The following is a 12,888-nucleotide window of genomic DNA, read 5'->3' on the forward strand; positions in this document are numbered from 1 at the left end:
CCCGTTGGATTTGCAAATGCGGCCTTAGCAGGGCATGGCTGGCGGTGCCATGAACAAAGCGCCGATCCTTGCCGCCCTGCCCGTCCTTGCCTTGCTGGCCGCCTGTAATATGGGCGGCGCGGACAATGCATCAAGCCCGCAGGGCGAACTGGTGGGGGCCCGGATCGGCGGGCCCTTCACACTCACCGATCAGGATGGGAAGAAAGTCCGCTGGGACGATTTCAAGGGCCGGTATCGCCTCGTCTATTTCGGCTATACCTATTGCCCGGACGTCTGCCCGGTGGACCTGCAACGTATCATGCAGGCCTTTGCCAGGTTCGAGAAGGAAAAGCCCGCCCTCGCCGCGAAGGTCCAGCCGATCTTCATCAGCGTGGACCCGGAACGCGATACGCCCGCTACGATCAAGACCTATGTGAACGCTTTCCACCCGCGCCTCATCGGCCTGACCGGCACGCCGGACGAGATCGCGAAGGTGGCGAAGGATTTCGCCGTCATCTATCATCGCGAGGAGTCGCAGGGCGCCAGCGACTATCTGGTCGGACATAGCCGCACGCCCTATCTCTTCGGTCCGGATGGCGCGCCGATCGCGCTGGTGCCGGTGGACGATCCGGCCACGCCGGACGTGGATGAGGGCGCGCCCGATCATGTGCTGGCGTCCCTCGAAAAATGGGTGAAGTGAGGCATTGGATTTCTGGGAAAAACCCCTCGACCAGCTTGACCGCGCGCAGTGGGAAGCGCTGTGCGACGGCTGCGGCAAATGCTGCCTGCACAAGGCGGAGGATGAGGATACGGGGCGCATCTATCCCACCAATGTCGCCTGCCGCCTGCTCGATCGGCACAGCGGGCAATGCACCAGCTACAAGGATCGGCGCCGCTTCGTCCCCGACTGCGTGCGCCTGACCCCGCAAAAGGTGAAGACGATAAGCTGGCTCCCCCGCACCTGCGCCTATCGCCTGCGGGGAGAGGGTAAGCCGCTGCCCGCATGGCATTACCTCATCAGCGGCGACCGGGAAGCCGTCCACCGTGCCGGCGAATCCGTGCGCGGCTGGACCGTGGCGGAAGCGGATGCGGGCGATTGGGAACATCATCTTGTCGACCGGGAAATCTGACGAAGTCGCGATCCTGATCGACGGCGTCGCGGTTCCGGTGCGGGTGCGCCGCTCCGCCCGTGCGCGCACCTACAAGCTGTCGCTGGACGCGGCGCGGGGCGAACTGCGCCTCTCCCTCCCCGCGCGTGCCAGCCTGAAACGGGCGCTCGGCTGGGCGCAGGGGCATGAAGGCTGGGTGCGGGCGCAGATGGCGGCCCGCCCGGCCATGGCGACGCTGCGCGACGGCGCGGTCTTTCCGCTGGAGGGGCGGGATGTGCGGATATGCTGGACCCCCGGCGCATCGCGCACGATCCGGCTGGAAGGCGAGCGGCTGCTGCTGGGCGGGGCCGAAGAGTCGGTCGGCGCGCGCGTGCTGCGCTGGCTCAAGGGCCGGGCAAAGGCGGTGCTGGAAAGTGAAACGCGGGAGTTGGCGGCACAGCATGGGCTGGCGGTCGCGTCGGTCGGCGTGGGCGATCCGCGCAGCCGCTGGGGCAGTTGCGCGTCGAACGGGACGATCCGCTATAGCTGGCGCCTGATCCTCTGTCCGCCGGAGGTGCGGCAGGCGACCGTCGCGCATGAACTGGCGCATTTGATCCATATGGACCACAGCCCCGCCTTCCACGCGGCCCACGCCCGCCTGCTGGGCCGCGATCCCCGCCCGGCGCGGGCATGGCTGCGGACGCATGGGGCGGCTCTGCATCGCTTCGTGGGGTAAGAAGGCGGATTGGCCCAGGGTGGACGTCCCAATCCTCCCCAAACACCCTAATCCGCCCGCATGGCCTCTTCGATCAGGGCTTCCGCCTCCATCAGCAGGGCGTCCTCCACATCATGCTGGGCCACCTGCTCGCGCCCGATGAGGATGAGGACGGGCACGGCGAGCGGGCTGACGCGCTCCAGCGGCATGTGCAGCATGGTGGACGCGGCGCGGTCTATGAGGTCGCCCAGACGCCCCACATCGGTCATCCGTGCGCGGGCGTCGGCCCATGCCGCTTTCAGCAGCAGATGGTCGGGCTGATATTTGCGGAGCACATCGTAGATGAGGTCGGTGGAGAATGTGACCTGCCGCCCGGTCTTGCGCTTGCCGGGATGCTGGCGCTCGATCAGGCCGGAAATCACCGCCACGTCGCGGAAGGCGCGCTTGAGCAGGCTTGATTGCTCGACCCATTCCACGAATTCATGGTCGAGTATGTCGGCGGAAAACAGGCTTTGCGGGTCGGTGACGGGCTTGAGGCCATAGACCGCCAGCGCATAATCGTTCGACACGAACCCCATCGGCATCAGGCCCTGCGCGTCCATGCGGCGGGTGAGGAGCATCCCCAGCGACTGATGCGCGTTCCACCCTTCGAAACTGTAGCAGACGAGATAGTGGCGGCCTTCATGCGGGAAGGTTTCGATCAATAGCTGGCCCGGCTGCGGCAGGGCGGAGCGATATTTCTGCATCTCCAGCCAATCGCGCACGTCCTTCGGAAAGCGGTGCCATTCCTCCGGCTGGGCAAGGAAGCGCCGCACGCGGTCGGCCAGACGCGTGGACATGGCCATGCGGGTGCCGCCCCAGCTTGGGATGCGTGCCTGTTTCGACGTAGCGCGGACGATGAGGTCGGCGGTGTCCATCCGCACCGTCTCCAGCGCCATGCCGGAAAAGAAGAAGCTGTCGCCCGGGCGCAGGGTTGCGGCGAACCCCTCCTCCACCGTGCCCAGCTTGCGGCCGTTGGCGAAGCGCACGTCGAGCACCGGCTGATCGACGATGATGCCCGCGTTCATGCGATGCTGCTGGATGAAGCGGGGATGGGAGACGCGCCATGTCCCGTCCTGTTCCCGCGTCAGCCGCTTGAATCGGTCATAGGCGCGCAGGGCGTAGCCGCCGCCCTCGATGAAATGGAGGACGTGGGCGAAGGCTTCGTCCGTCAGCGCGCCATAGGGCATGGCGGAACGGACTTCGGTCAGCAGTTCCTCCTCGCGGAAGGGCGCGGCGCAGGCCATCGCCATCACATGCTGGGCCAGCACGTCGAGGCTGCCGGGGCGGAAATCGTCGCTGTCGCGCTCGCCCGATTCCACCGCGTCCAGCGCGGCGCGGGCTTCGAGATATTCGAAGCGATTGCCGGGAATCAGGATCGCCTCGCTAGGCGTGTCGAGCCGGTGATTGGCGCGCCCGATACGCTGGAGCAGGCGGGAGGAGCCTTTGGGCGCGCCCATCTGGATCACGCAATCGACATTGCCCCAATCGACGCCCAGGTCGAGGCTGGCCGTGGCGACGAGGGCGCGCAGCCTGCCCGCCGCCATGGCGCTTTCGACCTTGCGGCGCGCTTCGATGGACAGGCTGCCATGGTGGATGGCGATGGGCAGGTTCGCATCGTTCACCGACCAGAGCGACTGGAAGATCAGCTCCGCCAATCCCCGCGTGTTGCAGAAGACGAGCGTCGTCTGCCGCCGCTCGATCTCCGCCATCACCTGTTTGGCGGCATATTTGCCGCTATGGCCGGACCATGGCACGCTGCCTTCGGGGATGAGGATGGTGACATGAGGGTCCGCCCCCTGCTCGCCGATGACGGGCGTGACCGCGTTGATGTCGCCATCGGGCGCGAGCCAGGCGCGATAGGCGTCCACATCCGCGACGGTGGCGGAAAGGGCGACGCGGCGCAGGCCGGGATGGATGGCCTGCAGGCGCGATAGCGAGAGGTTGAGCAGGTCGCCGCGCTTTTGGGTCGCAAAGGCGTGGACTTCGTCGATGATGACGGTCTTCAAATCCGCGAACATCAGGAAGCTGTCGGGATAGCTCAGCAGCAATGAGAGCGATTCGGGCGTCGTGAGCAAAATCTGCGGCGGACGCGCGCGCTGGCGGGCCTTGCGGTCCGAAGGCGTGTCGCCGGTGCGGGTTTCGACACGGATGGGCAGGTCCATCTCCTCGATCGGCGTGAGGAGGTTGCGGCGCACGTCCACCGCCAGCGCCTTCAAAGGCGAGACATAAAGCGTGTGGAGGCCGTCGGCCGGCTTTTCGATAAGGTCAGTCAGCGTGGGCAGGAACCCGGCGAGCGTCTTGCCCGCGCCGGTCGGGGCGACGAGCAGCGTGTGCTCGCCCCGGCGCGCGGCCTCCAGCATGTCGCGCTGATGACGGCGCGGTGTCCAGCCGCGATCCGCGAACCATCGCTCCAGCGGATCGGGAAGGCGTGCGTCCATGATGGAGATGTAGGAAGGCGCGACCGCCCTGTCACTTCCGGCCGCGACAAACAGAATAATAATACCATCAGAAGAAATAATGTTTCGCCGCGCCTCTGGCTCTTTCGCGTCCTCATGCGTTACACTCGCGCCATGACAGCGGCGCTCCAGACGCCGCATTTTGCAGGAGTATCCGACTATGACCGGCGAAACCGAAGCCGAGCTGACCGGCGCAGAACCCTCCCACAACCGCCGCCGCCCCAAGGCGCCCATCATGGAGATAGAGGGCCGCAAGCTGAAGCCCGCGACGCTGATGATGGGCCATGGCTATGACCCCACTTTGTCCGAAGGATCGCTGAAGCCGCCGATCTTCCTCACCTCCACCTTCGCCTTTGAAAGCGCGGCGGCGGGCAAGCGGCATTTCGAGGGCGTGACCGGCATCCGCCCCGGCGGCGCGGAGGGCCTCGTCTATTCCCGCTTCAACGGGCCGAATCAGGAAATCGCCGAAGACCGGCTTTCCGTGTGGGAGGAAGCGGAGGATGCTCTGCTCTTTTCCAGCGGCATGTCCGCCATCGCCACCACCCTGCTCGCGCTGGTGCAGCCGGGCGACGTGATCGTCCATAGCGCGCCGCTCTATGCCGCGACGGAATCGCTGATCGGGCGCATTCTGGGGCGGTTCGGGGTGCAGTGGGTCGATTTCCCTGCGGGCGCGACCGAAGAAGAGATCGGCGCCGTCATCGAAAAGGCGAAGGGCATGGGGCGGGTCGCGCTGCTCTATCTCGAAAGCCCGGCCAATCCGACCAATGTGCTGGTCGATCTGGAGGCGGTCGCCGCGCGGCGCGACGCCCTGTTCGCGGGCGCGGAGCATGTGCCGCCGATCGCCATCGACAACACTTTCCTTGGGCCGCTCTGGCACCATCCGCTCAGCCATGGGGCGGACCTCGTCATCTATTCGCTCACCAAATATGCGGGCGGGCACAGCGATCTGGTGGCGGGCGGCGTGCTGGGGTCCGATGCGCTGATCAACACCGTCCGGCTGATGCGGAACACCATCGGCACCATCCTCGACCCCCATTCGGCGTGGATGCTGCTGCGGAGCCTGGAGACGCTGGAACTGCGGATGAGCCGCGCGGGCGAAAATGCGGAAAAGGTTTGCGCCTGGCTCAAGGACCAGCCGCAGGTGGAAAAGGTCGTCTATCTCGGCTTCCCCGAAACCGATCGGCAGGCGGACATCTACCGCCGCCATTGCACCGGCGCGGGATCGACCTTCTCCCTCTATCTCAAGGGCGGGGAGGCGGAGGCGTTCGCCTTTCTCGACGCGCTCAAGATCGCGAAGCTGGCGGTCAGTCTTGGCGGCACGGAAACGCTGGCGAGCCATCCCGCCGCGATGACCCATCTGTCCGTCCCGGCGGAACGCAAGAAGGCGCTCGGCATCGGCGACAATATGGTGCGGATTTCCATCGGCTGCGAGGATGCGGACGACCTGATCGCCGACTTCGCCCAGGCATTGCGGGCGACGGAGGGCTAGGGCCAGTCCACCCGCGTCCACCCGCGTTCAGCCGCCAGTTTCGCCAGCGGCTTGTGCGGGTTGGCCGCGTGGGGGACGTCGGAAAATTCCAGCATCGGCGCATCCGACACATGGTCGGAATAGGAACGGATATAGGCTTCCGTGCGGTCGATGGCCTGCGCCGCCATCCACGCCTTTATCATGCGCAGCTTGCCGGTGTCGTAGCAATTCTCGCCCGCGATCCGGGCGCGGACATAGCGCAGATCCTGGCTCAGATGATCGGTCGCGATCACCGCGTCGAAGCCCAGCCGCCGCGCGATCGGCTCGACATAGAGGCGGTAGGAGGCGGTTGCGAGCACCAGCGTGCACCCGTCCGCCTTGTCCCGCGCGATCTGCGCCAGCGCGCCGGGGCGGACATTGCCTTCCACCACCTTCGCGGCATAGCTTTCCACATGCGGCATCAGCTTCGCGCGCTCGACATTCCAGCCGATCATCAGGCCCTGATTGACTTCCTTGAGCCGCTGGCGCGTCACCAGTTTCAATACATAGGCCAGCATCATCAGGACGACGCCTGGAAACAGCAGCAGCCGCCAGGGCGCCATATGCCGCGCCACATGCAGCAGGAAGCCCGTATAGGTGCCCGAATAAGTGACCGTCCGGTCCATGTCGTAAATCGCCAGCCTGTGCGTCATGCCGCTATCGAAACTTTTTGCCCTTGCCCTTCGTTCTGACTAGCGGATGGGCCGTTTCGGCTTGCCGCGCAACCGATAATGGATCACTAATCCCGACGCATGAACAAAGCCGCCGATCTTGCTGAGGAAACGCGCGACGGCGGCACGGTCGTCCGGCTTTCCGGCACGCTCACCATCGCCTGCCTGCACGACCTGCCGTCGCGGCTGGACGCGCTGGAAGGGCCTATCAGCGCCATCGATCTGTCCGATGTCGATCATATGGACACGATCGGCGCATGGACCGTGCATCGCACCGCCAAGCGGCTGGACTGCGCCGTCGGCGGCGGCAGGGCCGATGCGGAAAGGATGATCGCGGCGGTCGGCGAACTGGACGAGCCGGTGGCGATCCGTCCCGAACATGTGTCGCCCCTGAAACGCGTGCTGGGCGAAATCGGCGAAGCGGTCGTCAATTCGGGCGCGACCCTGTTCGGCCTGCTCGGCTTTTTCGGCGCGACGCTGGTCGCGGCATGGAATGTCGTCCGCCACCCCAGCCGTTTCCGCGTCAATGCCGTGGTGCAGCGGTTCGAGGTCGTGGGCGTATCGGCGCTGGGCATCATCGGCCTGATGAGCTTCCTGATCGGCATCGTCATCGCCCAGCAGGGATCGGTGCAGTTGCGCCAGTTCGGCATGGAGATGCTGACGATCAACCTGGTCGGCCGGCTGACCTTCCGCGAACTGGGCGTATTGATGACGGCGATCATGGTGGCGGGCCGCTCCGGCTCCGCCTTCGCCGCGCAGCTGGGCACCATGAAGCTGACCGAGGAAGTGGACGCGATGCGGACCATCGGCGTCTCCCCCATGGAGGCGCTGGTGCTGCCCCGCACGCTGGCGGTGGTGGTGATGATGCCGCTGCTGGGTTTTTATTCGTCGGTCATCGCGGTCATCGGCGGCGGATTCCTGTGCGCGGTTTCGCTCGACATTCCGCCGATCACCTTTGTTCAGCGCCTGCGGGAAGTGGTGCCGATCACCGATTTGTGGGTCGGCCTCATCAAGGCGCCGGTGTTCGGCCTCATCATCGCCATTTCGGGCTGTTTCCAGGGAATGCAGGTCAAGGCCAATGCGGAGGAAGTCGGCTTGCGCACCACCTCCGCCGTGGTGCAGGCGATCTTCCTCGTCATCGTGATCGACGCCTTTTTCGCGGTCTTCTTCACCTGGGTGGGCTGGAACTGATGGCGGCGGAAATCGAAGCGGTCGAGGAAGAACGCGTCGAAAAGGCGGTCGAAGGCAATGGCATCGCCATTTGCGTGCGCGACCTTCGCACCAGCTTCGGCGATCAGGTCGTGCATGACGGGCTGGACCTGGACGTGCGCAAGGGCGAAATCCTGGGCGTCGTCGGCGGATCGGGCACTGGCAAGTCGGTGCTGATGCGCGCCATCATCGGCCTTCAGATTCCCGACCGGGGCGAGATCGAGGTCTTTGGCGAACCGATGATCGGGCGGCTGGATGACGAGGCGCTGGCCATCCGCAAGCGCTGGGGCGTGCTGTTTCAGGGCGGCGCGCTGTTTTCCACGCTGACGGTGGCGGAGAATGTGGAAGTGCCGATCCGGGAATATTATCCCAATATCGACGCGCAGCTCAGGGACGAGATCGCCGCCTACAAGATTCGCATGACCGGCCTGCCCGCCGATGCCGGGCCCAAATATCCCGCCGAACTGTCCGGCGGAATGAGGAAGCGCGCGGGGCTTGCTCGCGCATTGGCGCTGGACCCGGACCTCCTGTTCCTGGACGAGCCGACGGCGGGGCTGGACCCCATTGGCGCGGCGGCCTTCGACGAACAGACGCGCCGGTTGCAGCAGACGCTGGGCCTCACCGTCTTTCTCATCACCCATGATCTCGACACGCTCTATTCGATCTGCGACCGGGTGGCGGTGCTGGCGGATAAAAAGGTGATTGCAGTGGGTACGATCGACGAATTGCTGGCGACCGACCATCCCTGGATACAGGAATATTTCAACGGCCCGCGCGGTCGCGCCGCCACGGCGGCGGTGGCGCGCGAGCGCGGCAAGACCGCTGCCGAAACCCAAGCGGACGGAAGGCGATAGGATATGGAAACCCGCTCCAACCATGTGCTGGTGGGCACGGTCACGCTGCTGCTGCTGGCCGGGATCATGCTGGCCGCCTTCTGGTTCTCACGCCTTTCGGACGGCGAGAACAAGGAATATGACATCTTCTTCAAGCAGTCGGTCAATGGCCTCGCCAAGGGATCGAGCGTCAACTATTCGGGCGTGCCGTCCGGACAGGTCGAGAAGATCGAACTGTGGAAGCGCGATCCCGGCTTCGTGAAGGTCCGCATTTCCGTCAAGGAAGGCACGCCCGTCCTGTTGGGGACGACGGCCACCATCCAGGGCGTGGGCTTCACCGGCGTGTCGGAAATCGTGCTGGACGGCGCGGTCAAGGGCGCGCCGCCGATCCGCTGCCCGGACAATAATCCGCTGTCCGCCTGCCCCGACGGCGTGCCCGTGATCCCGACCAAGCCCGGCGCGCTGGGCGAATTGCTCAACAACGCGCCGCAATTGCTGGAACGGCTGTCGACCCTGACCGAGCGGTTGACCGAACTGCTCGACGACAAGAATCAGCAATCCATCGCGGGTATCCTGTCCAATGTGGAGAAGATGACGGGCGCGCTGGCCGATCGCAGCCCGGAAATTTCCGCGACGCTGGCCGAAGCGCGCATCGCCGTGCAGCGCACTGGCATCGCCGCCGAGAATATCGGCAAGCTCGCCGCGACCACCGACTCGCTGCTGAACGATGAGGGCCGTCCGATGATGGCCGACCTGCGCAAGAGCGTGCAGGCCGCGACGCGCAGCATCGACACGCTGGACAAGACCATTGCCGAAGCCCAGCCGGGCGTCCACGCCTTCAGCAACCAGACCATGCCGGAAGTGAACCAGCTTGTCCGCGACCTGCGCGAAATGTCGCGCGCCTTCCGGGGCGTCGCGGAAAAGCTGGACCAGCAGGGTGCGGGGTCGCTGGTCGGATCGCCCAAATTGCCCGATTACAAGAATTGAGACGAGGGAGCCGGAAGATGTTCCACATGAAACACTATGGTGCCTCCCGCGCGACAGCCGCAGCGCTGGCGTTGGGCTTCATGCTGACGGGCTGCGTGTCCTTCGGCGCGAAACCGCCGCAGCAGCTCCTCTCGCTGAGCGCCGCGCAGCGCGTGGCGCCGGGCACGACGGTCGATGCCGGGCAGGCGCCCAGCCTGGTCGTGGCCGATCCCGAAGCGCCCAGGATATTGGATACGGTGCGGATTCCGGTGCGCGTATCGGCCACCTCCGTCGCTTATGTCACCAAGGTGCAATGGTCCGACACGCCGCGCCATCTGTTTCAAAGCCTGCTCGCGGAAACGATCGCCGCCACGGGCAGCCGGATCGTGCTGGACCCCGGCCAATATTCGGGCGTTCCGGGACAAAGGCTGATGGGCGCGCTGGTCGATTTCGGCATCGACGAGCCAAGCCGCAGCGCCATCGTGACCTATGACGCGATCCTCGCCAATCCGGGCGGAACGATCCTCGCCCGGCAGCGCTTCACAGCCCGGCAGCCGGTGAACGGCAGGATCGGCCCGGAAACGGTGGGCGCACCGCTCAACGCGGCGGCGAACAAGGTGGCGGCGGATGTGGCGGCATGGCTGTCGACGGTGTCCCGGCCTTAAGCCGAGGCCGTGCGGCCGCTCCCGGCCATAAGAGGGGGCCGTCGCCTCACTCCAGACTCTTTCCCGCCTGCTCGGTCACGTCGCGGGAAAGGCCGGGTTCGGTCAGGATGCGCTCAAGCTCGGCGCGCATCATGGCCGCGCGTCCTTCGTCGAACCGCCGCCAGCGGCCCAGCGGCGGCACGAGCCGCGCGGCGGTCTGCGGATTGATCTTGTCGAGCGCGATGATGCAGTCCGCCACCAGCCGATAGCCCTTGCCCGATTTGTCGTGGAAGGCCCATTGATTGCCCGCGAACGCCCCGAACAGCGACCGCACCCGGTTGGGGTTGGTAAGCGTGAAGTCCTTGTGCTCCCGCAGTTCGGCGACCAGTTGCACCGTATCGGGATGGAAGGCGAAAGCCTGCGTCTGGAACCATTTGTCCAGCGTCAGCGCGTCGTCGCGATAGCGGTTGTAGAAGATGTCGAGCGCCGCTTCCCGCGCATCGCTGGCGCCGTTCGCCAGCGTCGCGAGCGCCGCCTGCCGTTCCGTCATATTGTCGGCTTCGTGGAACTGGCCGAAAGCGATTTCCGGGCCGTCCTGCGCGCCCGACGCCACCAGATAATGCAGCGCGATGTTTCGCAGCTTGCGGGCGCCCTTGGCCGCGGGCGAAAGCGAGAAGGCGTTGGCCTTCGTCCTGGCATGGATGTCGCGCCACAGCGGCTCCAGCGCTTCGCCGATGCGCCGTTGCAGCGCTTCCCGCGCGGCGTGGATCGCGTCGGGATCGACGACCGCCATCTGGTCGCCCAGATAGGCTTCGCTCGGCAGGCGGATCGCCTCGGCGACGAAGGCGGGATCGAGTTGCGGATCGGTCGCGGTATGGCGGATCGCCGCGACGACCGCCGCTTCGTCGACGGGCTGGCCGCCGATGCTGCCGACCAGCACATTGACCATCAACTGCTGCATCGCTTCATAGCGGGCGAAGGGATCGTCATCGCGCGCCGACAGGAAGGCGAGGTCCGCCTGGCTGCGGTTGCTTTCCACGATCACGGGGGCTGAAAAGCCGCGATTGATCGACAGGACCGGCGGCTGGGCGAAGCCGGTGAAGGTAAAAGCCTGTTTCGCTTCCGTCAGCATCAGCAACTGGTCGCCCCGATGCTGCCCGCTTTGGGGATCGAACAGCGCCACGCGCAGGGGGATGGCCATGGGCTTCTTGTCCGGCTGGCCGGGCGTCGGCGGGACGGTCTGCTCCAGCACCAGTTCGGCGGTTCCCGCGTCGGCATCGTGGTTCAGCAGGGCGCGGACACGCGGCGTGCCGGCCTGTTCATACCAGAGGCGGAACTGGGCCAGATCGACGCCGCCCCCATCCTCCATGGCGCGGACGAAATCCTCGCAGGTGGCCGCTTCCCCGTCGTGGCGCTCGAAATAGAGGTCGGTGCTGGCGCGGAAGCGTTCCGGCCCCAGCATCAGCGCTATCATCCGGATCAGCTCCGCGCCCTTGTTATAGATGGTCGCGGTGTAGAAGTTGCTGATTTCCATATAGGATTCCGGCCGCACCGGATGCGCGAGCGGCCCTGAATCCTCCTGGAACTGGGCAGCGCGCAGGATACGCACATCTTCGATCCGCTTGACCGCACGGCTTCCCATGTCGGCGGAAAAGCTCTGGTCGCGGAACACGGTGAAGCCTTCCTTCAACGAAAGCTGGAACCAGTCGCGGCAGGTGATGCGGTTGCCCGACCAGTTGTGGAAATATTCATGGGCGACCACCCCTTCCACGCCGTCATAGTCGAGGTCCGTCGCTGTTTCCGGATCGGCCAGAATGTAGCGTGAATTGAAGATGTTAAGCCCCTTGTTCTCCATCGCGCCGAAATTGAAGTCGGCCACGGCGACGATGTTGAACACATCCAGATCATATTCCCGGCCATAGACGCGCTCGTCCCAGGCCATGCTGTCCTTGAGGGCCTTCATGGCGTGGGCGGTGCGGGGCAGGTCCGCTTTCTTGACCCATATGCCCAGCGCGACCTCCTGTCCGCTCATCGTCACGAAGCGGTCGGCATTGCACGCAAGATCGCCCGCCACCAGCGCAAAGAGATAGCAGGGCTTGGGGAAAGGATCGTTCCAGCGCGCCCAGTGGCGGCCGCCGGGCAAATCGCCTTGCCCGACCGGATCGCCATTGGCGAGCAGCACGGGGTAGCGCGCCTTGTCCGCCTCCATCCTCACGGTGTAGCGCGACAGCACGTCGGGGCGGTCCGGGAAAAAGGTGATGCGTCGGAATCCTTCCGCCTCGCATTGGGTGCAAAGCAGGCCGCTGCTGGCGTAAAGTCCCATCAGCTTGCTGTTGCCCTCCGGCGCGAGTTCGACCCGCGTCTCCACGACATGCGCTTGCCCCGGAAGGGCGATGACCAGCGCGCCACCGTCCAGCGCCCATTCGTCCGGTCCCAGGGCGCGCCCGTCCACCTTGACTTCCAGCGGCAGGAGGCCGTCGCCGTCCAGCCGCAACGGCCGATCCTGCCCGCCATTCCGGACGACCGACAGCGTCGCATGAACGCGCGTCGCGGCGGCGTCCAGATCGAAATCCAGTGTGATCTCCGGCACCAGCCAATCGGGTGGACGGTAATCCGAACGGCGGATGATGAGGGGCGCGGCGGCGGTCGTGGATTGGATGTCAGCCATGGGGGCAAGCTAGGTGCTGGACAGGCAAAAGACTAGGGCGGATCTACCTTCCGGACGCCAGATTCACGCGAAGAGGCGGGAATAAGGGGTCCGAAGGCTCACTTTACGTC

General features: G+C 65.6%; 11 protein-coding genes. 8 read left to right on the forward strand and 3 right to left on the reverse strand.

Annotated features, from left to right (window positions below):
• The first annotated feature begins 34 nt into the window (after positions 1–34).
• From IQ35_RS14855 to IQ35_RS14865, 3 genes are read left to right on the forward strand one after another with little or no spacing between them, the layout of a single operon-like run.
• On the forward strand, positions 35–679 hold the full coding sequence (locus tag IQ35_RS14855) for an SCO family protein (RefSeq protein ID WP_021245511.1): 645 nt from the start codon (positions 35–37) through the stop codon (positions 677–679).
• A gap of 4 nt (positions 680–683) precedes the next feature.
• Complete coding sequence (locus IQ35_RS14860) at positions 684–1,109, forward strand: YcgN family cysteine cluster protein (protein WP_021245512.1); 426 nt, start codon at positions 684–686, stop codon at positions 1,107–1,109.
• Positions 1,066–1,803 (forward strand): M48 family metallopeptidase, encoded by a 738-nt coding sequence (locus IQ35_RS14865; RefSeq protein WP_184204964.1) that lies wholly within the window; start codon positions 1,066–1,068, stop codon positions 1,801–1,803. The genes IQ35_RS14860 and IQ35_RS14865 overlap by 44 nt, the downstream gene beginning before the upstream one ends.
• Before the next feature lie 47 nt (positions 1,804–1,850).
• Here IQ35_RS14865 and IQ35_RS14870 read toward each other — a convergent pair whose 3' ends face one another.
• On the reverse strand, positions 1,851–4,262 hold the full coding sequence (locus tag IQ35_RS14870) for a ligase-associated DNA damage response DEXH box helicase (protein WP_145074459.1): 2,412 nt from the start codon (positions 4,260–4,262) through the stop codon (positions 1,851–1,853).
• A gap of 178 nt (positions 4,263–4,440) precedes the next feature.
• Between IQ35_RS14870 and IQ35_RS14875 the strand changes: the two genes are divergently transcribed.
• A complete protein-coding gene (locus IQ35_RS14875; protein ID WP_021245515.1) occupies positions 4,441–5,769 on the forward strand; it encodes a cystathionine gamma-synthase family protein in 1,329 nt (442 codons plus the stop codon).
• Here the strand turns inward: IQ35_RS14875 and IQ35_RS14880 are convergent.
• Complete coding sequence (locus IQ35_RS14880) at positions 5,766–6,440, reverse strand: HAD family hydrolase (protein ID WP_145074462.1); 675 nt, start codon at positions 6,438–6,440, stop codon at positions 5,766–5,768. The genes IQ35_RS14875 and IQ35_RS14880 overlap by 4 nt on opposite strands.
• Positions 6,441–6,539: 99 nt before the next feature.
• Between IQ35_RS14880 and IQ35_RS14885 the strand changes: the two genes are divergently transcribed.
• The 4 genes from IQ35_RS14885 to IQ35_RS14900 are packed head-to-tail and all read left to right on the forward strand — an operon-like array spanning position 6,540 to position 10,131.
• The gene (locus IQ35_RS14885) at positions 6,540–7,649 is read left to right on the forward strand and encodes an ABC transporter permease (protein ID WP_021245517.1); all 1,110 of its coding nucleotides are present in this window, start codon (positions 6,540–6,542) and stop codon (positions 7,647–7,649) included.
• The gene (locus IQ35_RS14890; protein ID WP_145074465.1) at positions 7,649–8,521 is read left to right on the forward strand and encodes an ABC transporter ATP-binding protein; all 873 of its coding nucleotides are present in this window, start codon (positions 7,649–7,651) and stop codon (positions 8,519–8,521) included. The genes IQ35_RS14885 and IQ35_RS14890 overlap by 1 nt, the downstream gene beginning before the upstream one ends.
• 3 nt (positions 8,522–8,524) lie before the next feature.
• Complete coding sequence (locus IQ35_RS14895; RefSeq protein WP_021245519.1) at positions 8,525–9,487, forward strand: MlaD family protein; 963 nt, start codon at positions 8,525–8,527, stop codon at positions 9,485–9,487.
• 26 nt (positions 9,488–9,513) lie between these two features.
• On the forward strand, positions 9,514–10,131 hold the full coding sequence (locus tag IQ35_RS14900; RefSeq protein ID WP_021245520.1) for an ABC-type transport auxiliary lipoprotein family protein: 618 nt from the start codon (positions 9,514–9,516) through the stop codon (positions 10,129–10,131).
• A gap of 46 nt (positions 10,132–10,177) precedes the next feature.
• Here the strand turns inward: IQ35_RS14900 and pepN are convergent, their stop codons facing one another.
• Positions 10,178–12,778 carry an aminopeptidase N gene (pepN, locus tag IQ35_RS14905; RefSeq protein WP_145074468.1) on the reverse strand — a complete coding sequence of 867 codons (2,601 nt, stop codon included), beginning with the start codon at positions 12,776–12,778 and terminating at the stop codon, positions 10,178–10,180.
• Positions 12,779–12,888: the final 110 nt, after the last annotated feature.

Origin of the sequence: Sphingobium wenxiniae, assembly GCF_007830065.1 — a bacterium.
GTDB lineage: Bacteria > Pseudomonadota > Alphaproteobacteria > Sphingomonadales > Sphingomonadaceae > Sphingobium > Sphingobium wenxiniae.